Here is a 24,926-nt window from a genome sequence, read left to right on the forward strand (position 1 = left end):
AGGACATGAGCATGACATTTAAAATCGAACAAATCCACCATGTGGCTTATCGCTGCAAAGACGCCAAAGAAACCGTCGAATGGTACAAAAAGAATCTGCATATGGATTTTATTTTGGCCTTTGCCGAAGATCATGTGCCTTCAACCAAAGCCTTCGACCCATATATGCATCTGTTTTTAGATGCGGGCAATGGCAACGTACTGGCATTTTTTGAGTTGCCACATCAACCGGATATGGGCCGAGATGAAAATACCCCGAAATGGGTACAGCATCTGGCACTGCGTGTAAAAGACGAAGCTACCTTACTTGAGGCCAAAGCACATCTGGAAAACAATGCTGTGGACGTTCTAGGCGTGACCAATCACGGAATTTTCCACTCGATTTACTTTTTCGATCCGAATGGACACCGTATCGAACTCACTTATGATGATCCGCGCTCGCCTGAAAAGATTGCAAAAATTACAGATCAGATCAAACAAGAGATGCTAGACGAGTGGACACGCACCAAACGCGCCCCACATCATACACAGTTTTTACATGCTGAAGAATTGAGCGAAATCTAATTTTGAGGAGTTATGTATACTGGCGCTATTTTTTTGATTTTTCATGCTATGTTCGAGGCATGCCGCAATAAGCAGCCCCATAATATCGTATAAGCAGGAGAATGCTTTGGACATACAAAAAATAGAAGATGGCAAACAGGGCATGTTTCAGGCCCTAGATGACGACAAAGTCGCGGGTGAAATGCACTTTACTTGGGTAGGCGATCATAGCCTGAGTATTGACCACACCGAAGTCGAAAGTGCGTATCGTGGAAGAGGCATTGGCCGTGAGTTGCTCGATGCATTAATCAACTTTGCTCGACAAGATCAAATCAAGGTCATTCCACTTTGCCCATATGCAAAATCGGTATTTGATAAACGCCCTGAATTGCAAGATGTGTTGCGAGACGCATAAATATGATTTTGGTCAGTGCCTGTTTGGCTGGTGAACCAGTACGTTACGATGCAAAAAGTTGTCCTGTTGCACTGGTTCAACGTCTGCTGGCACAAGGTCTGGCCAAAAGTATTTGTCCCGAATGCTTGGGCGGATTACCTACCCCTCGCCCTGCTGCCGAAATTCAGGGCGGTTCGGGTGAGGATGTTTTGGCTGGTCGCGCACGGGTGATAGATGCGACGGGTGAAGATGTTACAGCCGCCTTCATCGAAGGTGCCCATCAGGCACTACGCATTGTAAAACTGCATAATGCCAGCGCAATTGTCCTTAAAGAAAATAGCCCCTCATGCGGTTCGCACTTTATTTATAACGGGCATTTTAATGGCCAGAAACAGGCAGGTTTAGGCGTAACTGCCGCACTGCTCAAACAGTACGGATTTGATGTTTTGTCCGAACATGAACTTGAAGATTGGTATCAACGACAACACTAATCAACAGATGTTGTATCTGTTTCTTGACGACTTTGACGCGCCCAATAAGTCGCCAGCAACGCGCCTGAGATGTTATGCCATAAGCTAAACAAGGCACTCGGTACAGCGGTCAATGGTGATGCCGCGAAATGAACCGCGGCCAGTGCCACACCTAAACCTGAATTTTGCATCCCCACTTCAACCGCAATCGCCTTGCCATCGCGATGCGAGAGCTTAAATGCTCGACTGGCCCAGTAGCCAATTAAAAACCCAAGTCCGTTATGCAGTATCACCACAGATAAAATCAACGCGCCCGACTGTAAAATCGCGGCTTTACTGGCCCCAATAATTGCCGCCACAATCGCAACAATCGCCACGACTGAAATCAGTGGCATCATCTCGATATATCGATTCACTTGCACTGCAAAAAAACGTCGCAGCAATAGACCAATCACGATGGGCACCAGAATCACCTGTAAAATCGATACAAACATCGATATGGCATCAATCTGAATCCATTGACTGGCCAACAGATAAAAAATAGCGGGTGTCAACAGCGGTGCCAGCAAGGTCGAAACACTGGTACATGCCACCGAGAGCGCAACGTTGCCTCGCGCCATATAGGTAATTACATTCGACGCCGTACCACCCGGACAACATCCCACCAAAATCACGCCAATCGCGATCGCTGAAGGCAACTGAAATAATTGACACAGTAAAAAGGCCAGTCCCGGCATCACCACGAACTGCGCCACCACGCCAATCAATACGGCTTTAGGATGGCGCAGCATGCCTTGAAAATCGTCTAGCGACATGGTCATGCCCATGCCCAGCATAATGATCCCCAGCAGCCATGGAATATAAGCTTTAAGCCACACAAATAAGTCCGGCGTCCAGAGTGCCAACGCAGCAAAGACCACCACCCAAAGGGCAAAGCTTTTTTGCACAAATGCCGTAAAACGAAGTAAAGCTGTCATGAAGAGATAAAACCTTTAAAAACCAAAAGTGAAAAGCATGCTTGCTGAACCTAGTTCAATAACTCACGCGATGAAATGCGTTTCACCCCTGCTTTTAACATATCTTGCCACGCATGCTGTAAAGAGCCATTCATGTCGATGGCTTTACAGGCATCAACCACCACGTAGCTATCAAACCCAGCCGCGCAGGCATCTATGGCAGTCCATGCCACACAAAAATCGGTCGCGATACCCACAATATAGACAGTATCGATGCCACGCGCCTTTAAATATGCCGCCAGACCAGTTGTGGTCTTACGATCTGCTTCCATAAAAGCGGAGTAACTGTCGATATCACGGTGAACGCCTTTTCTTAAAATCAACTGTGCCGAAGGTAAATCAAGTGCGGGATGCAATTCGGCATCATGCGTCCCTTGAACGCAATGGCTCGGCCACAGGACCTGATCGCCATAAGGCAGTTGAATGTGCTGGTATGGCTGTTTACCTGCATGATTTTGGGCAAAGGAAATATGATCTTCGGGATGCCAATCCTGCGTGATGACAATCGTATCAAAACAAGCACCCAATTGATTAATACACGGAATAATCTGATCGGCATCTGCAACCGCGAGGTGCCCACCGGGCGTAAATCCATTTTGTACATCGACCACAATTAAAGCAACGTGATTGGGTTGTTTCATTTTTCTCTCCATGGAAATTCATGCCCACCGTCGCAGAGTGCTTCAGCAGTCTTTCTTATATGAGGAATCGATCATATTTTAAATATTTCACAGCATAGCAACTCATACGCCGCTGACAAGTCATGTTAAAAAATTCAATGATTCAATGCGTCGCACTGATTATGTGACAGATCGGCCACACCATCCTTTTGAGACTTTGTATTGTGTCAAAGTTTTTACATGCTTTGATCAAAGGATATTGTTCTTATCTCTCTGATCAGTCATAATTTGCATAATAGTCATCCAGCCTACTTGTTTAGGCCGTGACTTACACTCAAAATACTGCAGACCGTCCACTTTTCGTATTTACTATTTCATCCGGATGGAACAATAGGATATTTTTTTAAAATGACTCAGCAAGCACCGACCATTCAAGGTTCAATCGTCGCAATCGTCACCCCTATGTATAAAGATGGCAGTGTAGATTGGAAGGGTCTTGAGAAGCTCGTTGAGTGGCATATCCAACAAGGTACAAACAGTATTGTCGCCGTCGGCACCACTGGCGAAGCGTCAACACTTAGCATGGAAGAACACACAACCGTTATTAAAGAAATTATTCGTGTGGCGAACAAACGTATTCCAATTATTGCAGGTACTGGTGCAAATTCCACTCACGAAGCCATTGAATTGACAAAAGCCGCAAAAGAGCTTGGCGCAGATGCCGCACTTTTGGTGACGCCATATTATAATAAACCAACACAAGAAGGCCTTTATCAGCATTATAAAGCCATTGCAGAAGCCGTAGATATTCCACAAATTCTATACAACGTTCCGGGCCGTACTGGCGTGGATATGTCGAACGAGACGGCAATCCGTCTGGCCGAGATTCCAAATATTATCGGCATTAAGGATGCAACTGGTGACGTGCCACGTGGCAAAGCATTGATCGACGGTTTAAAGGGCAACATGGCGGTGTATTCGGGTGATGACGAAACCGCATGGGAGTTGATTACGCTTGGCGCCAAAGGCAATATTTCGGTCACTGCCAATATTATTCCTAAAGCAATGAGTGAGTTATGTGCAACTGCTTTGCAAGGTGAGTCGGAGCAGGCAAAATCGCTCAATGAGCAAGTTGCAAATGTACACAATATTCTGTTTTGCGAATCGAACCCAATTCCTGTGAAATGGGCGCTACATGAGATGGGCTTAATCGAAACTGGAATTCGTCTTCCTTTGACTCCTCTCGCCGAACAATATCGCGAACCTCTCCGTCATCAGCTAAAAGCTGCGGGAATTATTCAATAAGAGCAAATTATGATGCAGTTACGTCTTGGGTTTACCTTCGCAATCGCCAGTATCGCTTTGGCCGGTTGTAACAGCTTGAGTTTAAATAATCATTCTTTGGACTATAAAAAGGCATCTAATGTTGCTCCGCTTGAATTGCCTGCCAATGCAACCATGCGCCCGTTTACACCGCTGTATCCGGCGCCGATTGTTGATGATCTGGCAATTCAGCATGCACCAAATTTTGAAAATAAACGCGGTAACCGTTATGCAGCACCTCGTCCGGAACAGGTACAAGCGCAACCTGCAACTGCATCTAATACCAGCATGAGCATGAGTCGTCCGCGTTTGGTGACCGATGGAAACAAAAATCCATTATTGCAAATTGATGGTCCATCAGAAGCGGTATGGCAATACACCATGGCGACGCTCAACAGCATGAACTACACCGTGATTGCACAAGACAAAAATGCGTATCAAGCCACCATTAAAGTGGGTGAGCAAGTTTTTGTCCTCAGATTAACTGCCGTTGGTACAAGTAACAATCTGGCACTGTTTACGCCAAGTAACAGCTTTGCCGATACTGCGACTGCCAACCAAGTGTTAAACCAGATTAACCAAAACTGGCCAGCCTAGACTCTCTAGGCGATTTTTTTTTGAAAAAGGTTCCCCCATGTTAAAACAAACCTTGCTCTATACTGGCAAAGCAAAATCTGTATACGAGACAGACAGCGCAGACCATTTGATTTTAGTCTTTCGTGATGATGCCTCCGCGTTCAATGGCGAAAAAATCGAACAACTAGATCGTAAGGGCAAGGTCAACAACCGTTTTAATGCCTTTATTATGGAAAAACTGGCCGAAGCAGGTATCGAAACGCATTTTGAACAGCTGCTTACACCAAACGAAGTGTTGGTGAAAAAGCTCGACATGATTCCAGTCGAGTGCGTGATTCGTAACTATGCGGCAGGTTCATTGTGCCGTCGCTTAGGTGTAGAAGAAGGCAAAGAACTGACTCCGCCAACATTTGAATTGTTCTTTAAAGACGATGGCCTTGGCGATCCAATGGTAAACGAATCTCAAGCGATTGCTTTAGGCTGGGCGACAGCGGATCAGTTGGCTAAAATGAAAGAACTTACCTATCAAGTCAATGATGTGTTAAAAGCATTGTTTGATGCGGGTAACATGATTCTGGTCGATTTCAAACTTGAATTTGGTGTGTTCCACGACCGTATCGTCCTTGGTGATGAGTTCTCTCCAGACGGTTGCCGTTTGTGGGACAAAGACACCAAGAAGAAACTTGATAAAGACCGTTTCCGCCAAGGTTTAGGCGGCGTGGTTGAAGCCTACGAAGAAGTGGCAGCACGCTTGGGTATCGATTTAACAGATATCTAATTGTCTTGTGTTTAAAAAAAACAGCGCTTGGCGCTGTTTTTTTATGTTTGCTCCATCTTTATTTTCTTAGCCTATCGTCGAAGGCAATTCTGGTGCAAAAATTAAGCATCGATCAAAAATGATCCAAAAAAGTACATTTTAATGCATCTAGAACATTCATCCACTACTTACTTCACTATATAAACCACATTAAGATACTGAAAAATATTAGTTTTTTAAAAAATATTTTTTAGTATTCGATTCAGCCTCGATATCGATGTTTATCTTCTGGTCTGACCTGGTCTTACCAGAAGGGGCTATTTCCGTTTTTTTATACTCATTATTAAGCATTTTAAATAGTCCAACTTTTTATTGATTCAATTATAAAAACCTTAAAGCAATTTAAAATCATATACTTATATTAATTAATTTTCTTTTTTTCATCATGGCATGGTTGTTGCTAAATCTAGATACACAATCTGTTCTCCCCTATGCTTGCTGGAGTGACCATGTCAAACCGTACATCCTTTGTTTTTGCTTTAACCACGCTTTCTGCTGTTTTAGTTTCAAACTTTGCTCATGCCGATGCCCTGGCCGATATTAAAAAAGCTGGTGTAATTAAAATTGCAATTCCGCAAGATTTTCCGCCATTTGGCACTGTGGGGACCGATTTAAAAGCACAGGGCTACGATATTGATGTAGCCAAACTGATTGCACAAGATTTAGGAGTAAAATTGCAATTGGTGCCAGTCACCAGTGCCAACCGTATTCCCTATCTGACCACCAAAAAAGTGGATTTGGTGATTTCAAGTTTAGGTAAAAATCCTGAGCGAGAAAAAGTCATTGATTTCGCTGGCCCGTATGCGCCTTTTTATAATGGCGTGTTTGGACAAAAGAATATCGCGGTAAAATCTGCTGCGGATTTAGCGGGTAAAACGATTGCCGTCACACGTGGTTCAATCGAAGATTTAGAGCTGAGCAAAGTCGCACCAAGCTCAACCACCATTAAGCGTTTTGAAGACAATAACTCGACCGTATCGGCTTTTTACTCAGGTCAGGTGAATTTGATTGCAACTGGCAACGTGGTCGCGGGAAGCTTAAGTAAACACTTTAGCAAAAAGCCGCTTGATACCAAATTCATTATTAAAAACTCGCCATGTTATATCGGTCTAAATAAAGGCGAAGCAGCTTTACAAGGCAAGCTCAATGCCATTATTAAAACCGCAAAAAGTAACGGTCAGCTCAATCGAATTTCGGTGCAATGGTTGGGTGCTCCTCTTCCAAAACAACTCTAATGTCACCCACGTCCGTTTGAATGAGAGATCGAGATGGCCTACGAGTTTGAGTTTTCCAGTGTTCTGCCCTACACCGGCATGATTGCCGAAGGGCTGGGCCGTACAGTGGTTCTAACACTGATTGGTACGGTGTTTGGCTTGGCACTGGGGGTGATTGGGGGAGCATGCCGTGCTTGGCGTATTCAACCGGTTAGTGCCCTGTTTCGGATTTATGTCGAAGTGATCCGTAATACCCCGTTTCTGGTGCAGTTGTTTTTTATTTTCTTTGGCTTACCCGCCATTGGCGTGACCATGAATGCATGGACTGCATCCATTTTGGCCATGATTATCAATTTGGGTGCTTATAGTACCGAAATCGTTCGTGCTGGTATTCAGGCCACGCCCAAAGGTCAAATCGAGGCAGCAGCTTCACTGGCCATGACCCGCTTTCAAATTTTGCGACATGTGGTTTTGCCACCGTCACTGGGTCGGGTCTGGCCAGCGCTGTGTAGCCAAATTATTATTGTGATGCTGGGTTCTTCGGTGTGTTCGCAAATTTCGATGGAAGAACTCACCTTTGTCGCCAACTTTATTCAGTCGCGTAATTTCCGTGGCTTTGAAATCTATATTGTGGTGGCGGTGCTGTATCTGGTGTTGGCGGTATGCGTTCGCGCAATCTTGATGCGAATTGGACGTGTCTGCTTTAAAGGGAGCGTTTAATCATGATGATGATGCAAGAATTTACGCTCTGGAACATTATTCAAAATCTGCTGAATGGCTTGGGTTGGTCATTACTGTTATCGCTGATGGTGTTTGTGCTCGGTGGCTTGTGTGGCTTACTGGTTCTAATGCTTCGGATTAACCCAGATCCGATATTACAAAAAGTTGCTGTGGTGTATATCGAATTTTTTCAGGGTACGCCGCTGCTGATTCAATTATTTATGACCTTTTTTGGCCTGTCACTGTTGGGTATTGATATTTCACCATGGGCTGCTGCTGCCTTTTCACTCACAGCCTATGCCGCTGCCTATTTTGCCGAAATCTGGCGCGGCTGTGTACAAGCGATTCCAAGCGGTCAATGGGAGGCGGCTGCAAGCCTTGCGATGACGCGTTTACAGCAGTTTCGTTATGTGATTTTGCCTCAGGCAACTCGTATCGCCATTGCACCAACAGTCGGGTTTTCCGTACAGATTGTAAAAGCCACTGCCGTTACCTCGATCATTGGTTTTACCGAACTGACCAAAACTGGTTCTGTACTGGCCAACGCCACCTTTGAACCATTCTTGGTTTTTGGATTGGTTGCGATCGGTTATTTCATCTTGTGTTATCCACTGTCTGCCTTGGCAGCTTATCTTGAGAAGAAACTTCATGGCTCTGCTTCACATTCATAATTTGCATAAACGCTTTGGCGATCACCATGTACTCAAAGGTATTGGACTAGAAGTAGAAGCTGGTTCAGTGGTGTCGATTATTGGCCGCAGTGGTTCGGGCAAAAGTACCTTGTTGCGATCGATCAATGGCCTCGAAACCATCGACGAAGGATACATCGAGGTTGATGGGACCTTACTTGAAGTCGGGCAAACCGATTTAACGGCACTGCGCCTGAAAGTCGGGATGATTTTTCAGCAGTTTAATTTATTTCCACATTTGAGCGTGATTCAAAATGTGATGCTGGCGGTCCAGATTGTCAAAAAAGTCGATAAGGCGGCGACTCGTGATCTGGCCATGCTGATGCTGGATAAAGTTGGTTTAAAACACAAAGCCGATGCCATGCCGAGTCAGCTTTCTGGCGGACAGCAGCAGCGTGTTGCGATTGCACGTGCATTGGCCATGTCGCCTAAAATCTTGCTCTGTGACGAGATTACCTCGGCACTCGATCCAGAATTGGTCAATGAAGTTTTGGCAGTCGTACGAGACTTGGCCCAAGATGGTATGACCTTGATCATGGTCACGCATGAAATGCGCTTTGCCCGTGACGTGGGCGACTACTTGCTGTTTATGCATGAAGGTCGCGTACATGAATACGGCCCTGCCAAAGCATTGTTTGCAGCACCTCAAACCGATGAATTACGTTCGTTCATTGATTTAACTCACGCCTAAAACCTGTTCAGGGCAATTCATCTGCAGGATGTATTGCCTACTTTTTTCTACCGTCCTCAGTGATCTAAGATTACATAAATCACCTCGTTGAATACTGGACTCTTTGTAAAAATCTTATAAAAATAAAGAGAATAACACGCATAAATCAATGCCAGATGCTGGCTTATATGCATTTCAAAATCACATGATCACAATAAAGGAAATTGCAATGAGCGAGACTGAAAAAGAAAAAGCCGAGGTTGAAAAAGAAAAAAACGACAACAATCTAAGCTGGCAAGAGCGAATGGCAGTGGAAGAACATGAAAAGCTTTCGCCCCGCTTGGTTTATGAAATTATCCGCCGCGATGGCATTGAGGAGCTGAACCGTCCGACCAAGGCGCTGATTTTCTCAGGTATTACCGCAGGCGTGATTATCAGCTTCTCCTTTGTTTTTAAAGCCATTCTAACCGCCTACTTGCCCGCAGATGCACTTTGGGTAGATCTGGTCACCAACATGGGCTACACGGTCGGATTTGTACTGGTCATTATTGGACACATGCAACTTTTTACCGAAAACACCATTACTACGGTGGTTCCACTCTTTAATCCATTTACCTTTGATAAGCTCAAAGGCGTATTTCGGCTGTGGAGTATTGTATTTGTCTGCAATTTAATCGGAACGGCGCTGGCGGCCTTATTTTTACTCAACGCCCAGCTTTTTCCACCAGAAGTTGATCAGGCTTTACACGAGCTGGCCCATCATGTAGCTGCGTTGAGTGCCACAGACAATATTATTAAGGGAATCCCTGCGGGTATCCTGATTGCATCCTTGGTCTGGATGCTCCCTTCGGCCACCAACAAGTTTTTACTGATTTTCTTTATTACCTATCTGATGGGTTTGGGTGGATTTACACATGTGATCGTCGGCTCGGCAGAAATGGCCTACTGGGTATATCAGGGGCATGCCTCGCTTTATGACTATGTGCTTCAATTTTTACTTCCGACCACCTTGGGCAATATTTTGGGAGGAACAGGCGTGTTTACCTTACTGATTTACGGACAGGTCAATGAAGAACTGGACTAATCGTACAGCGTCTTGATCGGTAGTGGTTGCCCAAACAAAAAGCCCTGAAAACTAAAGCATTGGTTTTCTTTTAGGCAGTCGAGCTGCTCTTGAGTTTCGACGCCTTCGGCGACAATATTCAAATCAAGCAAATGCGCTAGACGGATAATCGTATTCACAATCGCCAGATCGCGCGGATTATCCACAATATTTTTTACAAAGGATCGATCGATCTTGAGCTGATCTAAAGGCAATAGCTTCAAATAATTCAGCGATGAGTAGCCCGTGCCAAAATCGTCCATCGAAAAGCGAACGCCAATTTCGATCAGTTTTTTCATTTTTTGAATTGAACTGTGCATATCGCGATAAAACATACTTTCGGTCAGTTCTAAACGCAGGCGATGAGGATTGGCCTCTGTTTCGCGAATGATCTGCATGACGTTGTCTTCAAAATCGGATTGGCGAAATTGCTGTACACTAATATTGACCGATACCGTCCAGTGCGCCGAATGTTCATGCTGGCTCCATTGGTACAACTGCTGACAAGCCATCCGTAACACGCGATTGCCAATATGATGGATCAGATCCGATTTCTCGGCCTGTTCAATAAATTCGCCAGGTAAAATCAGCCCACGTACCGGATGAATCCAGCGCAATAATGCTTCATAGCCAATAATGGTTTTATGCTGATCCACAATAGCCTGATAATACAACTCGAACTCATCTCGAATCAGTGCCTGCCGTAAATCTGAAATGAGCGAGGCGCGTGACACCACCTGCGATTCCATCAAAGGATCGAAGGTACAAATGCAGTTTTTTCCGTTGGCCTTGGCTTGATAGAGCGCCATATCCGCATATTTGAGCAGTGCATTTTGTGGAATGGAATCATCTTTAAATACAAAAATTCCGATACTGGCACTGGTTTGAATGACCTGATTTTCAAGTACAAAAGGCTGATAAATCACTTGAGAAATACGCTCTGCAATCGAATGTGCCTGCTGATGCGCTGTGGCCTCATCTTCACTTAAGTGAGACAGAATAATCAGCAGCTCATCGCCACCCAGACGTGCCGTGGTTTCTGTTTCCCGCACACATTTGCTGACCCGTTTCGCCACCATTTTGAGTAAATGATCGCCGTAGTCGTGCCCCAAGGTATCATTGACCGTTTTAAAGTTGTCCAGATCCATCATCATGATTGCACTATGATGTTGCTCATCTTTACTGGCCTGAATCACCTGCGTTAGCCGCTCTTTGACATAGCGTCGATTGGGCAGTCCGGTTAATTCGTCATACAGCGCCATGTACTTGGCATGATCTTCGGAAGATTTCAACTGCGTGATATCGGTTCGGATAGAAATATAATTCTTTAATAAACCATTGTTGTCTTTAAGCGGCACTATGGTGGTATCGACCCAGTACAAATTGCCATGTTTGGTACGATTACAGATCTCACCTTTCCAAATCTGTCCTTGAGCAATGGTTTTCCACATGGTTTTAAAAAATGTCCGTGGATGATAGCCCGAGTTGATAATTTTATGCGTGCTGCCCACCAGTTCGTGATATTCATACTGCGAGATATCACAAAATTTCTCATTCACATGGGTGATGATGCCACGATGATCGGTGATGGCCACAATCGAATGCGCATCGATCGCCAATTTGTAGTTTTCAAAATCTTTCAGAATTTTCGCAAGCTGCTGCTGCATGCTAAGCTGATCAGCTTGTTCAACCACACTGAGGGTGATGCCCGCGACCTGCTGATCGCCTGAAAAATAAGGCGATACAAAGGCCATTTTAGAGAGAGTGCCCTGCTTGTGACATTGAATCTGCCAGCAGGCCTGTCCCGAGTGTCCCTCAATTGCGGGTTGCAATAAGGGATAAATATGCTGCCACCAGTCATCTGGAAGTAGATCTTGCAAATCGCGTTGCTGACATACCGCGACATCCATGTTAATGCGTTCAAAGAATGCTGCATTTCCACCACACACCGTCATATTTTTATTTAAATGAGTGATGCTATTAACTGTATGATCCAGATTTAAACTATTTTTCACTTTTATATCAGCACTATTTTATTCTATAGACAAATCTGTCTATAAGTATAACATCATTCGTCACCCGTTTTATTTGGCATAAAAAATCTATTTAAATATTAGAAACATACTTTTACTATAAATTATAATTTTTTAAATTGTTCATTTTTAATAGATTAACTTGAAGATATATTCATGATTAACGGATCGATGGTATTTGATCCGTTATAATCTGCTTAAGCATTATGACATTTTATCTGTTGTATCATTTTCTAAATCCACCAATAACCTTGCAGGATAGACACGATCCCAGTTTTCTTTAAATTTTTTATGGATCGCATCGATTTCAAAGGTACTGGTTTTCGTAACCTGTTGCGCAGATTAAATATCGCACGCAGGTTTGCAATTCAAACTGCTCCAACATCCATTCTTTTTACCTATTTTTTTCATGACTTTATTGATAGAACTCTCATCTTCCTTGATGGGAGTTCCTTTGATTATTGTTGCTGCTGCTCGTGTTGCCAGCGACGTTGCTGCAAACGCTCACCTTCGACTTCACGCTTATTTCGGGCGTATTCGTACAGCTTGGTGCCTTTGAGTTCAGGCGGCAAATACTCTTGCTCTACAAAATGCTCCGGATAATGATGTGGATACAGATAATCCACACCATAGCCCTGCTGCTTCATCAGTTTGGTTGGTGCGTTGCGTAAATGCAATGGTACAGGCAAATTGGCGGTTTTTTCTGCCAAAGCCAATGCCCGATCGATGGCCAGATAAGTGCTGTTACTTTTCGGACTCGTAGCCAGATATACGGCACACTGGCCCAAAATAATTCGCGCTTCGGGCATGCCCACAGCCTGCACTGAGCGAAAACATTCCCCGGCCAACAGCAATGCATTCGGGTTGGAGTTGCCAATATCTTCAGAAGCGGCAATCAGCATGCGCCGTGCAATAAATACGGGATCTTCCCCGCCTTTAAGCATTCGTGCCATCCAGTACAGCGCTGCATCCGGATCACTCCCGCGAATCGATTTGATAAAGGCCGAAACGATATCGTAATGCTGTTCACCCGATTTGTCGTAGCGGGCAATATTTTGTTGTGCCACCTTAACCGTTACGGCATTGGTGACCAAATTTTCCTGATCAGGCTCAAATGTACTGGCAATTAAGTCGATCAGGTTGAGTGCCTTACGGGCATCACCAGCGGCGAACTGAAGCAGCGCATCGTATTCTTCAATGTGAATATGGCGCGCTTTTAAAAAGGCATCCGAATCGAGCGCTCGATCAATTAAGCGTTGAATGGCATTTGCATCGAGCACATTCAAGGTATATACCTGACAACGCGACAATAGCGCACCATTCACCTCAAACGACGGGTTTTCGGTGGTGGCGCCAATCAGGGTAATCTTGCCTTTTTCAACCGCGTTCAGCAGCGCATCTTGCTGCGATTTATTAAACCGATGAATCTCGTCAATAAATACCACGGGAGTCAACAGGTCGCCACTTTCGGCAATCACCTCACGTAGCTCTTTAACCCCGGTATTGAGTGCAGACAGACTGATAAAAGGCCGGTCTACCGCCTGTGCCAACAGCAATGCAATGGTGGTTTTACCCACTCCGGGTGGCCCCCAGAAAATAATCGAGGGCAAATGGCCCTGATCAATCATTTGACGCAGTGGCGCATGTTCACCCAGCAAATGATCTTGTCCAATAATTTCTGATAAATCGCGTGGACGTAAACGTTCGGGAAGTGGAATATGAGTATCTGACATCATCAAAGACTTTATGGGGTTTTCCTGTAGTCTATTGCGTCTGGTGCAAATCTACAATTTGAATCTACACTGCAACTGATCATTTGTTGTGATTAGACTGAATAAGCTGCGTAAGCGTGGCATAGGCGGCACGAATGCGGGCTTCATTGGGAAAATTACGGTTTGCCAGCATGACCAGTCCAATCTGCTCACTTGGAATAAATACCACATAGGCCGCAAAGCCATTCGTTGCACCAGTTTTGTTTAGCCAAGTTTGTGCTGGCGCTTTGACCGGATGAGCAATCGGCTGAGCCGGCTGTGCATTTAGCGCCATTTGAGTTGAATTACCGGCCAGCAAAGTGTCTAAAGCAACAGGATAGGCATACTGCTCCCACCCCAAACCTTGCTGCATAGGCCCAACCTTAAAATAAGCGATTTGTGTGTTTTCCACTGCCTGTTGCAGGGCAGGTTTGAGCTGCTGCGGATTCAGCTCAGCATCTAAAAACTTAAGCATATCGGCTGTGGTACTTTTGAGCCCATACGCCTGTGCATCAAACATCCCCGGTGAAACCCGAATCGCTTGTTTAGCCTTATATCCCCATGCGTAATGTGGCATCTGAGCAGTTGGAACCTGAATATAGGTATGGCGCATACCCAACGCCACCAGCAAATTGCGCTCCATTAAGGTGGTGTACGGGGCTTTCATGGCTCTCGCCGTCAGTTCTCCCATCAAACCAATGCTCGGATTAGAATATTCACGAATACGGTCTGGGGCTGCTTTGGGCTGCCACTGCTGAAAATACTTGACCATGTCGGATTGAGTGGTGACCTGCTCGGGAAACTGTAGCGGAAAGCCCCCTGCGGTATAGGTACCCAAATTCAGTAGCGTAGCCTGATTCACGGCACTTTGTTTTAACTCTGGAAAATACTGTGCGGGATGATCGCTGAGTTTCAGGTTGCCCTGTGCTTGCGCATAACCTGTTAGGGTCGCTGTAAACAGTTTACTCACGGAACCAAGTTCAAATAGTGTTTGCTCAGAAACCGCCTGCTGGGTTTGTACGGATGCCACACCATAATGACGGTAGTAATGCCGTCCGTGCATGGTAACTGCAACGGACATACCCGGAATCTGATACTGATCGATCAATGGCTGAAAATACTGATCGATTTGATGCTGAACCTGCTGCGCACTCAGCGGCTGAGCGACTGCAGTGCAGGAGATGAATCCTGCCATGCAGCCGGTAAAAGTGAACGATGCGATACGATGTAAATAAGTGGATTTCATTTAAAGTCTGTCGGTTGATGATTTGGGCGTTAATTTGAGTAGGCTGGCATTGGTGCCATCTTGAATCACCCAAAGACTTCCATCTTTGGCGGCATGCACGCCTCGAATCCGATGTTGCATATCAATGCGCTGTACTTCCTGTACGGGTTGCGATTGAAGATCAACCACCACAATGGATTCAGAAGATAACCCGCCGATAATGGCTTTATCTTTCCATGCTGGAAAGGCAGTATGCTGGTAAATAATCATACTGGACGGAGAAATAACCGGTGTCCAGCTCACCTCAGGCGCTTGAAATTCTGGGCGAGTATCGTGATCGGGAATTGGTTTTCCTGAATAATGATCACCATTGGAAACAATCGGATAGCCATAGTTGGCACCTTTCACAATCCGATTCAGCTCGTCACCGCCTTTGGGGCCCATTTCAACGACCCACAACTGACCTTTGGCATCGAAGGCCATGCCCAACGGGTTACGATGACCCAGTGACCAAATTTGCGCAGCAACGCCACCTTGACTGGCGAATGGATTCCCGGTTGCTGGCGTGCCATCGTCATTTAAGCGCACAATTTTGCCCAAATTCGACGTCATATCCTGCGCTGGATCAAACTTTTGTCGTTCGCCCGAACTGATCCAGAGTTTTCCTTCCTGATCAAAAGCTAAACGATGTGCATAGTGGCCCTGTCCCGACATTTTGGGCACTTGCGTCCAGATTTTTTGAATATCGGTCAAACGTGGCTGTGCTGCACGGGTCTGATCGAGTTTGGCACGGATTACCACTGCACCGTATCCACCGGTGCCTGCTTCAGCATAGCTCAGATAAATCCAAGAATTTCGCGCGTAATCGGGATGCACAATCACATCGCCCAATCCGCCCTGCCCGCCATAACTGACTTTCGGCACACCCGCAACCTCAAGACTTTTTCGAGTGGCTGGGTCAAATAGTTTAAGCTTGCCTTGACGCTCGGTGATCAGTAATCGGTCATCAGGTAATGTGGTCAGCGCCCAAGGCTCATCAAATTTGGCAACCGCTTCCTGGTTAAATGTTTGCTCTACGCGGGTTGCCTGTTGCACGCTTGAGCTGCTTTGTGAATTGGATTGGGGTGCTTTGGAGTTGGTGTTGTTTGCACCGCACGCCCCCAACAAAATAAAGCTACTACACAGTATCGACGTGGCAAATTGCTTCGTCATCTCGTTATACTCCTGAGTCTTTGATCTTGTAGCATAAAAAATTCAGACTCGGCACAATGCTGTGAATATGTAGTTTTGTTTTACCAGATATGTCGAGACACTAGCACAGTCAATCAAGACGACTAGATTGAGGGATCATACTCTTTGAGCGTTTGTACAATTTTACAGTCGTCGATGGTCGTACTTGACTGACAACGTTGCCTGAGTTGTTGCAGCTCGGTTTTAAAGCGTTCAAACTGTTTGATTTTTTCATTGATGTGGCCCAAATGTATTTCGATCGCCTGATCGACCAGCGTACATTGCTGTTCAGGATGCTCGAGCAATTGCTGCAATGTCTCAATCTCTTTTAAAGACATCCCAAGCTCTCGACAATGTCGTATAAAAATCAGTTGATCCAGTGCCTGATCATCATAGTAACGATAGTTATTGTCTGCGCGTTTGGGTGCTTTGAGCACACCACGTTTTTCATAGAAACGGATGCTGTCGACAGAAACCTGCGATTTTTTTGCCAGTTCACCAATTAAATATTTCATCATGTGCTTGACCTTGGAGCGGCTCCAGCCTTTTTACTCAGCTTATCCCATACTGAGGAACTTGCATATGGCTCACTGCTGTCAACATCACCCACCCGAAAAATATCAGAGTGCTAAATTTAAGACGGCATTATGGATTGCACTTTTACTAAATCTTGGCATGTTTTTGATTGAAGTTTTCGGCGGTGCACATATTGGCTCGACTTCGCTATGGGCCGATGCACTGGATTTCTTGGGTGATTCCGTCAATTACATCATCTCGATTTTTGCGTTGGGCATGAGTCTGTACTGGCGGGCCACCGTTGCACTGCTTAAAGGCCTGACCATGGGGATCTTTGCCCTGATTGTATTGCTTAAAGTACTCTGGTCGATATTCTACGGCATGGCGCCTGAAGCAATGGCTATGGGTGCAATTGGCTTTATGGGCTTAATGGCCAATCTGATCAGCGCGCTTGTACTGTTTGCCTTTCGCGATGGCGATGCCAATATGAAATCGGTGTGGCTGTGTAGCCGTAACGATGCGATTGGAAATTGCGCCATTATGCTGGCTGCACTCGGTGTGTTTGGTACCCAAAGCATCTGGCCCGATCTGGTGGTGGCCTCAATCATGGCCTTTTTGGGTTTGACTGCCGCATGGAGCGTTACTCAGCAATCACTTCAAGAGCGTCGGGACAGCCAAGTCATACAAAGTCGTAGGGCAGATTAACGAATCCAGCGTACGATGTATTCCTCGATATCGTCTTCATGTACCTCGGTTTCTGAAATACATAGCCCTGCTGCTGATTTGCGTGCTTTTAGCATACTTTGCCTTGAGCCCGTATTTAAATAATGCCATGAAGGTAAGTTTTTCCCTTCATTTAAACGCCGATAGGCACAGCTCGACGGTAACCAACGAATGCTTTGCAAACGCTCAGGTGTCAGTTGAATACAGTCGGGCACGCTGGCTTGACGATTTTCATAATCAGAGCAACGCGCAGTGTTGCAGTCGAGCAGTTTGCAGGCCACCTGCGTATAGGCAATTTCATGCGTGTCTTCATCTTCAAGTTTAATCAGACAGCACAGGCCACAACCGTCGCACAGGGCTTCCCACTCTGCTGTATTGAGTGCATCAAGCGGATAATGTTTCCAAAATTGGGGACGCAGTGCGGTGGTCATAGTGAATATCTCGGTACCAGAGCCTAAAGTATAACACTCTTTGCTGGCCCTTCGTGGTTGAGCGGCTTTGTAACAAATGTTTCCTCAAGATGCTGTGTTTTATACATTTTCGCCACATAAACAACACATAGCCATCTGAAATTTCGCTCTATATTGAAAGAACGATAAATATAAGGAGATCAAAAAAATGTTCCGTTGGGCGATTATATTTGCAGTGATTGCACTTATTGCGAGTCTGTTAGGGTTCGGTGGCGTTGCTGGCTTGTCCAAAGATTTCGCAGTGATCTTACTCGTAGTTGCTGTTATTTTGGCAATTATCGGATTTATCTCGCGTGGTAGGGTATAACGATTCATTCGTGTCTATACGCTTCAACCATAAAAAAGAGGGATCGTACTGTACGGTCCTTCTTTTTTATCTTGAAAATCTGACATCAACCCACTATTTTTTGAACATCCTAAGACCATGTAGCAGGCTCTTTGAGTCACATAGTGCCTGATCTGCACAAGCTGACTTTTATTCTTTATAAGGATTTAACCCATGACAGCATCGATTATTACCCGTGAAATTGAGTACACCGCAAAGGACGGTACCCATCTGATTGGTTTTTTTGCAGCCCCCGCTAATAAAAGCCCGGTTGCAGGTGTGATTGTGGCACCTGAATGGTGGGGTCGCACCGACTATACGCTACAGCGTGCTCGTGAATTGGCCGAACATGGTTATGCGGCACTGGCGATCGATATGTATGGCGAGAAAAAAGTAACCACAGAGGCAGCCCAGGCCAATGCGTGGATGACGCAAACCTTTCAAGATCCAGATACCATCGTCACACGTGCAACGGCGGGTCTTGAAACACTCCAAGCACAACCTGAAGTGGATGCAAGTCATGTGGCCGCGATTGGATTTTGTTATGGCGGTAAAGTCGTGCTCGATCTGGCACGCGAAGGCGCGCCCTTAAAAGCAGTCGTTTCGTTTCACGGTACACTCACCCCAAAAGCACCTGCACAAAAAAGACAAATTCAGGGTGAAATTTTAGTATTACATGGTGAAAAAGACAGCATGGTCACACTTGAAGATGTTGCTAAATTCAAAGAAGAAATGAACAATGCAGAGGTGGACTACAGCGTCGTGGTATTGGAAGGTGCCAAACATGGCTTTAGTAACCCGCTTGCCGATGAACGAGCCAAAGCAAATGGGGTAGATTTAGGCTATAGTGCACAAGCAGAGCAAGACAGTTTGGCTGCTATGTATGCCTTACTTGAACGTCATCTGTGTGCAAAGTGATGTATAAACGGTGCTGGGACACAAGGGTTTAAAGAACAACATCAATCGAGGATATGAAAATGACAGAGAAAAAATGCCCTTATTGTGAATTTGACGACTACGACGTCATTGATAAAAATGATTTTGGTGTAATTTTGCCCGAGGCAAATCCTCTGTCCAAAGGACACTCCATCATTATCCCGATTCGTCATGTCAGTTCTTTTTTTGAAGTGACAGATAAAGAGCGTAAAAGTCTGCTTTCTTTACTCGAACTTGCACGTAATGAACTCAAACTTCGTCATCAACCCGATGGTTTCCATGTGGCTTTTAATGACGGCGATGTCTTTGGCGAAGCGTCTGAGCATCTGCATATTCACATCATTCCACGCTATAAAGGGCAGCAGCTCAAGCTCGATAAGCGCTGGGGGATTGTGCAAGACTAAACCGGCACACGCATAGTATCAGCTCAGGGACGATCAATGATCGTCCCTTTTGCATGGCTTTACTTGCAACGGATAGCTGTGATAATTCAATTTGGGTATACTGACCTCTTCCCTGCCGCTGTATGATTTCATGTCTGATTTTTGTTTTTCCGATGCATTGCTGACTTGGTTTGATCAACATGGCCGACACGACTTGCCTTGGCAGGTGGCCGATGACCCTTATAAGGTTTGGGTCTCTGAAATCATGTTGCAGCAGACACAAGTCAAAACCGTATTGCAATATTTTGAACGCTTTATGACGCGCTTTCCCACTGTCGATGCTCTCGGCAGTGCCACATGGGATGATGTGGCACCCTACTGGGCCGGTCTGGGCTATTATGCGCGGGCACGCAATCTGCATAAGGCAGCAGGCATTGTGCATCGGCAAGGTCATTTTCCTCACGATCTAGACGGCTGGATGGCCTTACCCGGAATTGGACGCTCCACAGCTGGCGCATTGATGTCGCTCGGATTACGTCAGTATGGCGTGATTATGGACGGCAACGTCAAACGTGTCTTATCACGTTTTTTGGCACTTGAAGATGACTTTAGCAAACCTGCCAACGAGCGCATGCTGTGGCAGATTGCAACGCAGCTCTGCCCTCGGCAGCGTAATCACGACTATACCCAAGCGATTATGGATTTAGGTGCAACCATTTGTACGCCTAAAAAACCGTTGTGTTTGTATTGTCCGATGCAGCAGCACTGCAAGGCACATCAGCAAGGCATCGAAAGTGAATTACCTTTTAAGAAGCCCAAAAAACCAGTGCCGATACGCCACGCCGAAGTACTGTTAATCCAGTCGGAACAACAGTGGTTTTGGCAGCAACGCGATGCAAGCGGACTTTGGGGTGGCTTGTGGTGTCTCCCGATTATCGAGCATTCAGGCGAGATACAGCAATGGGTTAGGGAGTATGGTCTCAGTCCGCTGGCACAAAACGTACAGATCAGCCACAGCTTCACCCACTTTACTTGGGTGTTGAATGTACAGATGTTTCACGTGGAACATGATCAAAAGGAGCATCTGATGAGTGCGGCTGCCGGCGAGTGGCTCAGCCCCGAAGAAGCCACATCTCGAGGTATTCCCACCGCGATGAAAAAATTGATCTCTGCGCTGGATTCATGACATAGTGATGCCCAAAAGACACATCCAAGGAGGAGCTGTGCGCCCTTTTTTTGTCTATATTGGGATCATCTTTGTAACGGTTGTGTTGTCTGCCTGTACCACAACACCCAAAAAAACAACACCTCTACCCAGCGCAGATCTGGCACGATTAAAGGCCACCCCGCTCAGCCATCGCCTGCCCATTCCGGTGAAAGGCATTCAACGCGATGCACTCAGTGATACATGGGGAGCTGCGCGCAGTCATGGTCGTCGGCATGAAGGCATCGATATACTTGCTCCACGTGGAACAAAAATATACAGCACCACCGATGGGATTGTTGCAGACTTACGAGACAACAACTTAGGTGGTAAAGTCATCTGGATTATTGGTCCGGCCGCTTCATGGCATTATTATGCCCATCTGGACGGACACAAACGTGGTTTAAGCGTGGGTGATGCTGTCAAAAAAGGCGAGCTGATCGGGTATGTAGGCAATACCGGAAATGCACGCCATACCCTTCCCCATTTGCATTATGGACTTTATCTGGACGGAAAAGGCCGTGGTGCAGTAAACCCTTATCCATATTTACGTTAGGAACTTAAATGATGTCTGAAGCTTTGGTTAATCGACTGGTCGAATTTGCCGAATCGGGGAATCAACAAAAAATCTGTATAGATGGTCAAAGCTATCAAGGCTGGATCATGGAAATTACAGAGGATGCCCTCTTGATCAGTACTGGCTATGCCGATAAATCAGGTCAGGATTTCTGGATCAAGTTTGAAAACTTAGAACGCGCAGAATTATATTATTGGGACACATCGTCCGATCAGTGGACGCGTTTTACATTATAACAATAGATTAAGATTCAATTTCAAGGAGCATAAGATGAGTGTTCGGCGCTGTGGCTGGTGTTCTACAGATCCTGTGTATATGGCTTATCACGATCATGAGTGGGGTAAACCCGAACATGATGAAGCCAAACTCTTTGAAATGTTATGCCTCGAAGGTCAACAAGCTGGGCTTTCGTGGATCACGGTGTTAAAAAAGCGAGAAGCTTATAGACAACATTTTTTTCAGCATTCCATTGAAGAAATTGCCAAGTTCACAAATGACCAACTGGAACTCAAATTAGAGGATAAAGGCTTGATCCGACACATCGGCAAGCTCAAAGCCATTCGTGATAATGCGATTGCTTGGCAATCACTTAAACATCAGACACAGGATGTTTCAACATGGTTATGGGAAAAGGTGCAGCATCAACCAATACTTAATGATGTTCAAGATTATCGGCAAGCCCCGGCTCAAACAGAGCTCAGTGTCCAGTTGTCTAAACAACTTAAAAAACTTGGATTCAAATTTGTAGGACCCACGACCTGTTATGCATTTATGCAGGCTGTAGGCATGGTGAATGATCATGAAGATGATTGTTCGTTTAAATGAGTCAAGCATTAAGGATGTCAATCATGAGCAGTAATGAAATTCAAGCTTACGCCGCAATGAAAGCTGGCGAAGCACTCGTGCCGTATACATTTGATGCCGGTGAACTATTGCCCCATCAGGTAGAAGTCAAAGTCGAATATTGTGGGCTGTGCCATTCCGATGTTTCGGTCATCAACAATGAGTGGCATTCTTCGGTTTATCCGGTGGTGGCAGGTCACGAAGTCATTGGTACCATTACGCAGCTTGGCAGCGAAGCCAAAGGGCTCAAACTGGGTCAACGTGTCGGGATTGGCTGGACGGCAGAAAGCTGCCAGGCCTGTGATCAGTGTATCAGTGGTCAGCAGGTCTTGTGTACTGGTGAAAATACCGCAACCATTGTTGGCCATGCGGGTGGCTTTGCCAATAAAGTCCGTGCCGGCTGGCAATGGGTCATTCCCTTACCAGACGAACTTGATCCAACCAGTGCCGGGCCACTGTTGTGCGGTGGAATTACCGTGTTTGACCCCATATTAAAACATCAGATTCAAGCCATTCACCACGTTGCCGTGATTGGGATTGGCGGACTGGGTCATATGGCCATCAAGCTATTAAAAGCATGGGGCTGCGAGATTACTGCGTTTAGTTCAAATCCAAGTAAAACCGACGAACTCAAAGCCATGGGTGCCGATCACGTGGTCAATAGCCGTGATGATGCCGAAATTAAATCGCAACAAGGTAAATTTGATTTACTGCTGAGTACGGTCAATGTGCCTTTAAACTGGAATGCGTATCTAAACACATTGGCACCTAATGGTACTTTCCACTTTTTGGGCGTGGTGATGGAGCCGATTCCTGTACCTGTCGGTGCGCTACTTGGAGGTGCTAAATCACTAACCGCATCGCCTACTGGCTCGCCTGCTGCCTTACGCAAGCTGCTCGAATTTGCTGCCCGTAAAAATATCGCGCCGCAAATCGAGATGTATCCTATGTCGAAGCTCAATGATGCGCTTGAGCGTCTACACTCGGGCAAGGCACGTTATCGAATTGTGCTCCAAGCCGATTTTTAATCTGCTCGCGTAAATCTGGTGATCGCTCGTGATCGCCAGATTTTAACCATGCTGTTTCACCCAATCTGCCAAAAAGATAATCGCTGCATGATAATCACGCCGCAAAGCATGCCCCACACTCAGCCGGATAAAATGTCCATAACGCTGATCTTCACCAAATACCGTACCCGGAACAATATTGATGCCGTGTTGCTGGGCAACCTCGTATAACGTCATACTATTGATCGTTTCGGGTAGCTCAAGCCATAAGGCATAGCCCCCTTGAGGCTGACTCAAACCAATGCTTAAAGGCGCAAATGCATTTAAAATCGCGTCTCGATAGGCTTCGACCTGTTGAAGCAAACGTGGATATAACTGATTCAGATGCGCACGATAGGCACGACTAAAAATAAAATCGGCCAGCGCCAGTTGCAATGGTGTATTCACAATCATGTTGTGTGAAAGAAACTGTGGACGCATGGATTCGAGCTGAGCCCCAATACAAAACCAGCCGATTCTATACGCGCTCGATAATGATTTTGACACCGAACTGACCCAGACCACATACCCTGCCTCGTCCCAATGTTTGATTGGTCGCGGGCGCTGCCCGTTGTGACTGCATTCGGCGTAGATATCATCTTCTAAAATAATACATTCATAACGTGCCGCTAACTGCGCAATGGTCTGCTTATCCTGATCGGCCAAACAATAGCCCAAAGGATTTTGATAATTGGCCGTGAGTAAACACAATTTCGGCCGATGCTGCTGCATGGCCTGTTCAAGGCGTAATAGATCAGTGCCGCTATGGTCTGCTGGAATCTCGATAATATGTCGATTTAAACCCGCCAGCATTTGCAGCTGTCCGTTAAAAGTCGGCGTTGGAATCAGGACACTATCGCCTTCACGACTTAACTGCTGAATCAATAACGATAACGCCGGCATACACCCATTGGTGATAAAGATATCACTGGGTGCCACATAAATGCCGTCTTCACGCCAGTGTTCACTCAATGCCTGACGTAAGCGCAAATGGCCCTGCTTTTCACAATACAAAAAATCTTCAGGTTTACAATATTTCAAGGCGCGTTGTATCGAGCGACGCAAGCCATCGATTGGCACCAGCTCAGGGCTAAGCTGAATGGCACCAAAGGGAATCAAATGATTTTGAATAGAGGCTTCCTGAATCTGATTTTGTAACATCAGATTGGAAACCTCACGTGGCATCGATTCAAATTCAGGGCTGACGGGTAAACGACTCAACCCACTTCTGGGTTTGACAAAATAGCCCGATTTTGGACGGACATAGATCAACCCCTGCGCCTCAAGCCATTCATAACAACTTTTTGCAGTGCTGACACTCACATGATGCTGGGCTGCAAAATCACGCAAAGAACTTAACTTCTGCTGCGGCAATAACTGTTGCTGATAAATTTTATGTGCAATCTGCTGTGCCAAGCGCTGATAGTGAAAGGCCATATCTGTACCGCTTTTTTATAAAAATCTGTATCTGTATTGATCCATACAAACCGATTAACCTCTAAAAAGCAACA

29 protein-coding genes are annotated in these 24,926 nt (G+C 45.7%); 20 read left to right on the plus strand and 9 right to left on the minus strand.

The features are described from left to right. The first annotated feature begins 11 nt into the window (after positions 1 to 11). The 3 genes from QLG00_RS06460 to QLG00_RS06470 all read left to right on the plus strand — a co-directional run bounded on the left by QLG00_RS06460 (position 12) and on the right by QLG00_RS06470 (position 1,427). Complete coding sequence (locus QLG00_RS06460; RefSeq protein WP_282470681.1) at positions 12 to 563, plus strand: VOC family protein; 552 nt, start codon at positions 12 to 14, stop codon at positions 561 to 563. A gap of 106 nt (positions 564 to 669) precedes the next feature. After that, positions 670 to 957, plus strand: coding sequence for a GNAT family N-acetyltransferase (locus QLG00_RS06465; protein ID WP_004933696.1), 288 nt, complete (start codon positions 670 to 672; stop codon positions 955 to 957). Between the two features lie 2 nt (positions 958 to 959). Continuing rightward, positions 960 to 1,427, plus strand: coding sequence for a DUF523 domain-containing protein (locus tag QLG00_RS06470; RefSeq protein ID WP_004933694.1), 468 nt, complete (start codon positions 960 to 962; stop codon positions 1,425 to 1,427). Here the strand turns inward: QLG00_RS06470 and QLG00_RS06475 are convergent. Together QLG00_RS06475 and pncA are read right to left on the minus strand one after the other, a co-directional pair. After that, entirely contained in the window at positions 1,424 to 2,383 is a 960-nt protein-coding gene (locus tag QLG00_RS06475; protein WP_282470682.1) for a bile acid:sodium symporter family protein, read from the minus strand. The genes QLG00_RS06470 and QLG00_RS06475 overlap by 4 nt on opposite strands. Before the next feature lie 50 nt (positions 2,384 to 2,433). Beyond that, the gene (gene pncA, locus QLG00_RS06480) at positions 2,434 to 3,063 is read right to left on the minus strand and encodes a bifunctional nicotinamidase/pyrazinamidase (RefSeq protein ID WP_025094599.1); all 630 of its coding nucleotides are present in this window, start codon (positions 3,061 to 3,063) and stop codon (positions 2,434 to 2,436) included. A 387-nt stretch (positions 3,064 to 3,450) separates the two neighbouring features. Here pncA and dapA point away from each other — a divergent pair, with 387 nt between their 5' ends. The 8 genes from dapA to QLG00_RS06520 all read left to right on the plus strand — a co-directional run bounded on the left by dapA (position 3,451) and on the right by QLG00_RS06520 (position 10,135). Continuing rightward, positions 3,451 to 4,347 (plus strand): 4-hydroxy-tetrahydrodipicolinate synthase, encoded by an 897-nt coding sequence (gene dapA, locus QLG00_RS06485; RefSeq protein ID WP_048765213.1) that lies wholly within the window; start codon positions 3,451 to 3,453, stop codon positions 4,345 to 4,347. 9 nt (positions 4,348 to 4,356) lie between these two features. Then, positions 4,357 to 4,962: a lipoprotein-34 precursor (NlpB) gene (locus tag QLG00_RS06490; RefSeq protein WP_282470683.1), complete on the plus strand. Its 606-nt coding sequence runs from the start codon at positions 4,357 to 4,359 to the stop codon at positions 4,960 to 4,962. Between the two features lie 37 nt (positions 4,963 to 4,999). Beyond that, positions 5,000 to 5,719 (plus strand): phosphoribosylaminoimidazolesuccinocarboxamide synthase, encoded by a 720-nt coding sequence (gene purC, locus QLG00_RS06495; RefSeq protein WP_004933683.1) that lies wholly within the window; start codon positions 5,000 to 5,002, stop codon positions 5,717 to 5,719. 488 nt (positions 5,720 to 6,207) lie between these two features. Continuing rightward, positions 6,208 to 6,993 carry a transporter substrate-binding domain-containing protein gene (locus QLG00_RS06500; protein ID WP_004933682.1) on the plus strand — a complete coding sequence of 262 codons (786 nt, stop codon included), beginning with the start codon at positions 6,208 to 6,210 and terminating at the stop codon, positions 6,991 to 6,993. A 33-nt stretch (positions 6,994 to 7,026) separates the two neighbouring features. Next, positions 7,027 to 7,692, plus strand: a complete 666-nt coding sequence (locus tag QLG00_RS06505; protein WP_004944663.1) for an amino acid ABC transporter permease — start codon at positions 7,027 to 7,029, stop codon at positions 7,690 to 7,692. Positions 7,693 to 7,703: 11 nt separating this feature from the next. After that, positions 7,704 to 8,363 (plus strand): amino acid ABC transporter permease, encoded by a 660-nt coding sequence (locus tag QLG00_RS06510; RefSeq protein ID WP_025094598.1) that lies wholly within the window; start codon positions 7,704 to 7,706, stop codon positions 8,361 to 8,363. Further along, positions 8,341 to 9,072 carry an amino acid ABC transporter ATP-binding protein gene (locus tag QLG00_RS06515; RefSeq protein WP_282470684.1) on the plus strand — a complete coding sequence of 244 codons (732 nt, stop codon included), beginning with the start codon at positions 8,341 to 8,343 and terminating at the stop codon, positions 9,070 to 9,072. Before QLG00_RS06510 ends, QLG00_RS06515 begins: the two co-directional genes overlap by 23 nt. 208 nt (positions 9,073 to 9,280) lie before the next feature. After that, complete coding sequence (locus tag QLG00_RS06520; RefSeq protein ID WP_119690648.1) at positions 9,281 to 10,135, plus strand: formate/nitrite transporter family protein; 855 nt, start codon at positions 9,281 to 9,283, stop codon at positions 10,133 to 10,135. Here QLG00_RS06520 and QLG00_RS06525 read toward each other — a convergent pair. The 5 genes from QLG00_RS06525 to QLG00_RS06545 all read right to left on the minus strand — a co-directional run bounded on the left by QLG00_RS06525 (position 10,132) and on the right by QLG00_RS06545 (position 16,910). Then, entirely contained in the window at positions 10,132 to 12,168 is a 2,037-nt protein-coding gene (locus tag QLG00_RS06525; RefSeq protein WP_282470685.1) for a bifunctional diguanylate cyclase/phosphodiesterase, read from the minus strand. The genes QLG00_RS06520 and QLG00_RS06525 overlap by 4 nt on opposite strands. Before the next feature lie 476 nt (positions 12,169 to 12,644). Then, positions 12,645 to 13,919 (minus strand): replication-associated recombination protein A, encoded by a 1,275-nt coding sequence (locus tag QLG00_RS06530; RefSeq protein ID WP_025096028.1) that lies wholly within the window; start codon positions 13,917 to 13,919, stop codon positions 12,645 to 12,647. A 79-nt stretch (positions 13,920 to 13,998) separates the two neighbouring features. Beyond that, on the minus strand, positions 13,999 to 15,183 hold the full coding sequence (ampC, locus tag QLG00_RS06535) for a class C beta-lactamase (protein ID WP_151746031.1): 1,185 nt from the start codon (positions 15,181 to 15,183) through the stop codon (positions 13,999 to 14,001). Next, a complete protein-coding gene (locus QLG00_RS06540) occupies positions 15,184 to 16,374 on the minus strand; it encodes a PQQ-dependent sugar dehydrogenase (RefSeq protein WP_151746030.1) in 1,191 nt (396 codons plus the stop codon). It abuts the gene before it with no gap. Between the two features lie 122 nt (positions 16,375 to 16,496). Continuing rightward, positions 16,497 to 16,910, minus strand: coding sequence for a Cd(II)/Pb(II)-responsive transcriptional regulator (locus tag QLG00_RS06545; RefSeq protein WP_151746029.1), 414 nt, complete (start codon positions 16,908 to 16,910; stop codon positions 16,497 to 16,499). A gap of 64 nt (positions 16,911 to 16,974) precedes the next feature. Here QLG00_RS06545 and QLG00_RS06550 point away from each other — a divergent pair, with 64 nt between their 5' ends. Next, positions 16,975 to 17,613 carry a cation transporter gene (locus QLG00_RS06550; RefSeq protein ID WP_004944645.1) on the plus strand — a complete coding sequence of 213 codons (639 nt, stop codon included), beginning with the start codon at positions 16,975 to 16,977 and terminating at the stop codon, positions 17,611 to 17,613. On the opposite strand, the gene QLG00_RS06555 is transcribed toward QLG00_RS06550, so the two are convergent. Further along, positions 17,610 to 18,062 (minus strand): YcgN family cysteine cluster protein, encoded by a 453-nt coding sequence (locus QLG00_RS06555; RefSeq protein WP_208476702.1) that lies wholly within the window; start codon positions 18,060 to 18,062, stop codon positions 17,610 to 17,612. The genes QLG00_RS06550 and QLG00_RS06555 overlap by 4 nt on opposite strands. A 187-nt stretch (positions 18,063 to 18,249) precedes the next feature. Between QLG00_RS06555 and QLG00_RS06560 the strand changes: the two genes are divergently transcribed. The 8 genes from QLG00_RS06560 to QLG00_RS06595 all read left to right on the plus strand — a co-directional run bounded on the left by QLG00_RS06560 (position 18,250) and on the right by QLG00_RS06595 (position 23,397). After that, positions 18,250 to 18,408 carry a DUF1328 domain-containing protein gene (locus tag QLG00_RS06560; RefSeq protein WP_004933640.1) on the plus strand — a complete coding sequence of 53 codons (159 nt, stop codon included), beginning with the start codon at positions 18,250 to 18,252 and terminating at the stop codon, positions 18,406 to 18,408. A gap of 192 nt (positions 18,409 to 18,600) precedes the next feature. After that, positions 18,601 to 19,344 carry a dienelactone hydrolase family protein gene (locus QLG00_RS06565; RefSeq protein WP_119690655.1) on the plus strand — a complete coding sequence of 248 codons (744 nt, stop codon included), beginning with the start codon at positions 18,601 to 18,603 and terminating at the stop codon, positions 19,342 to 19,344. A gap of 59 nt (positions 19,345 to 19,403) precedes the next feature. Then, entirely contained in the window at positions 19,404 to 19,766 is a 363-nt protein-coding gene (locus QLG00_RS06570) for an HIT domain-containing protein (protein WP_004933633.1), read from the plus strand. A gap of 130 nt (positions 19,767 to 19,896) precedes the next feature. Beyond that, entirely contained in the window at positions 19,897 to 20,931 is a 1,035-nt protein-coding gene (mutY, locus tag QLG00_RS06575) for an A/G-specific adenine glycosylase (protein WP_048765194.1), read from the plus strand. Between the two features lie 7 nt (positions 20,932 to 20,938). Continuing rightward, entirely contained in the window at positions 20,939 to 21,505 is a 567-nt protein-coding gene (locus QLG00_RS06580) for a M23 family metallopeptidase (protein ID WP_227264933.1), read from the plus strand. 11 nt (positions 21,506 to 21,516) lie between these two features. After that, the gene (locus QLG00_RS06585; RefSeq protein ID WP_025096036.1) at positions 21,517 to 21,762 is read left to right on the plus strand and encodes a hypothetical protein; all 246 of its coding nucleotides are present in this window, start codon (positions 21,517 to 21,519) and stop codon (positions 21,760 to 21,762) included. Between the two features lie 34 nt (positions 21,763 to 21,796). Next, complete coding sequence (locus tag QLG00_RS06590; RefSeq protein WP_004933621.1) at positions 21,797 to 22,351, plus strand: DNA-3-methyladenine glycosylase I; 555 nt, start codon at positions 21,797 to 21,799, stop codon at positions 22,349 to 22,351. Positions 22,352 to 22,374: 23 nt separating this feature from the next. Next, positions 22,375 to 23,397 carry an NAD(P)-dependent alcohol dehydrogenase gene (locus QLG00_RS06595; RefSeq protein ID WP_004933617.1) on the plus strand — a complete coding sequence of 341 codons (1,023 nt, stop codon included), beginning with the start codon at positions 22,375 to 22,377 and terminating at the stop codon, positions 23,395 to 23,397. Between the two features lie 42 nt (positions 23,398 to 23,439). On the opposite strand, the gene QLG00_RS06600 is transcribed toward QLG00_RS06595, so the two are convergent. Then, entirely contained in the window at positions 23,440 to 24,852 is a 1,413-nt protein-coding gene (locus tag QLG00_RS06600; protein ID WP_048765192.1) for a PLP-dependent aminotransferase family protein, read from the minus strand. Positions 24,853 to 24,926: the final 74 nt, after the last annotated feature.

The organism is Acinetobacter sp. V89_7, assembly GCF_029967895.1.
Taxonomy (GTDB): domain Bacteria; phylum Pseudomonadota; class Gammaproteobacteria; order Pseudomonadales; family Moraxellaceae; genus Acinetobacter; species Acinetobacter soli.

What these genes read in the sequence shown, in the direction of transcription:
- QLG00_RS06460 (WP_282470681.1), top strand. Translation starts at nt 12, where the DNA reads ATGACATTTAAAATCGAACAAATCCACCATGTGGCTTATCGCTGCAAA.
- QLG00_RS06470 (WP_004933694.1), top strand. Translation starts at nt 960, where the DNA reads ATGATTTTGGTCAGTGCCTGTTTGGCTGGTGAACCAGTACGTTACGAT.
- QLG00_RS06475 (WP_282470682.1), bottom strand. Translation starts at nt 2,383, where the DNA reads ATGACAGCTTTACTTCGTTTTACGGCATTTGTGCAAAAAAGCTTTGCC.
- pncA (WP_025094599.1), bottom strand. Translation starts at nt 3,063, where the DNA reads ATGAAACAACCCAATCACGTTGCTTTAATTGTGGTCGATGTACAAAAT.
- dapA (WP_048765213.1), top strand. Translation starts at nt 3,451, where the DNA reads ATGACTCAGCAAGCACCGACCATTCAAGGTTCAATCGTCGCAATCGTC.
- QLG00_RS06490 (WP_282470683.1), top strand. Translation starts at nt 4,357, where the DNA reads ATGATGCAGTTACGTCTTGGGTTTACCTTCGCAATCGCCAGTATCGCT.
- purC (WP_004933683.1), top strand. Translation starts at nt 5,000, where the DNA reads ATGTTAAAACAAACCTTGCTCTATACTGGCAAAGCAAAATCTGTATAC.
- QLG00_RS06500 (WP_004933682.1), top strand. Translation starts at nt 6,208, where the DNA reads ATGTCAAACCGTACATCCTTTGTTTTTGCTTTAACCACGCTTTCTGCT.
- QLG00_RS06505 (WP_004944663.1), top strand. Translation starts at nt 7,027, where the DNA reads ATGGCCTACGAGTTTGAGTTTTCCAGTGTTCTGCCCTACACCGGCATG.
- QLG00_RS06510 (WP_025094598.1), top strand. Translation starts at nt 7,704, where the DNA reads ATGCAAGAATTTACGCTCTGGAACATTATTCAAAATCTGCTGAATGGC.
- QLG00_RS06515 (WP_282470684.1), top strand. Translation starts at nt 8,341, where the DNA reads ATGGCTCTGCTTCACATTCATAATTTGCATAAACGCTTTGGCGATCAC.
- QLG00_RS06520 (WP_119690648.1), top strand. Translation starts at nt 9,281, where the DNA reads ATGAGCGAGACTGAAAAAGAAAAAGCCGAGGTTGAAAAAGAAAAAAAC.
- QLG00_RS06530 (WP_025096028.1), bottom strand. Translation starts at nt 13,919, where the DNA reads ATGTCAGATACTCATATTCCACTTCCCGAACGTTTACGTCCACGCGAT.
- ampC (WP_151746031.1), bottom strand. Translation starts at nt 15,183, where the DNA reads ATGAAATCCACTTATTTACATCGTATCGCATCGTTCACTTTTACCGGC.
- QLG00_RS06540 (WP_151746030.1), bottom strand. Translation starts at nt 16,374, where the DNA reads ATGACGAAGCAATTTGCCACGTCGATACTGTGTAGTAGCTTTATTTTG.
- QLG00_RS06545 (WP_151746029.1), bottom strand. Translation starts at nt 16,910, where the DNA reads ATGATGAAATATTTAATTGGTGAACTGGCAAAAAAATCGCAGGTTTCT.
- QLG00_RS06550 (WP_004944645.1), top strand. Translation starts at nt 16,975, where the DNA reads ATGGCTCACTGCTGTCAACATCACCCACCCGAAAAATATCAGAGTGCT.
- QLG00_RS06555 (WP_208476702.1), bottom strand. Translation starts at nt 18,062, where the DNA reads ATGACCACCGCACTGCGTCCCCAATTTTGGAAACATTATCCGCTTGAT.
- QLG00_RS06560 (WP_004933640.1), top strand. Translation starts at nt 18,250, where the DNA reads ATGTTCCGTTGGGCGATTATATTTGCAGTGATTGCACTTATTGCGAGT.
- QLG00_RS06565 (WP_119690655.1), top strand. Translation starts at nt 18,601, where the DNA reads ATGACAGCATCGATTATTACCCGTGAAATTGAGTACACCGCAAAGGAC.
- QLG00_RS06570 (WP_004933633.1), top strand. Translation starts at nt 19,404, where the DNA reads ATGACAGAGAAAAAATGCCCTTATTGTGAATTTGACGACTACGACGTC.
- mutY (WP_048765194.1), top strand. Translation starts at nt 19,897, where the DNA reads ATGTCTGATTTTTGTTTTTCCGATGCATTGCTGACTTGGTTTGATCAA.
- QLG00_RS06580 (WP_227264933.1), top strand. Translation starts at nt 20,939, where the DNA reads ATGCCCAAAAGACACATCCAAGGAGGAGCTGTGCGCCCTTTTTTTGTC.
- QLG00_RS06585 (WP_025096036.1), top strand. Translation starts at nt 21,517, where the DNA reads ATGTCTGAAGCTTTGGTTAATCGACTGGTCGAATTTGCCGAATCGGGG.
- QLG00_RS06590 (WP_004933621.1), top strand. Translation starts at nt 21,797, where the DNA reads ATGAGTGTTCGGCGCTGTGGCTGGTGTTCTACAGATCCTGTGTATATG.
- QLG00_RS06595 (WP_004933617.1), top strand. Translation starts at nt 22,375, where the DNA reads ATGAGCAGTAATGAAATTCAAGCTTACGCCGCAATGAAAGCTGGCGAA.
- QLG00_RS06600 (WP_048765192.1), bottom strand. Translation starts at nt 24,852, where the DNA reads ATGGCCTTTCACTATCAGCGCTTGGCACAGCAGATTGCACATAAAATT.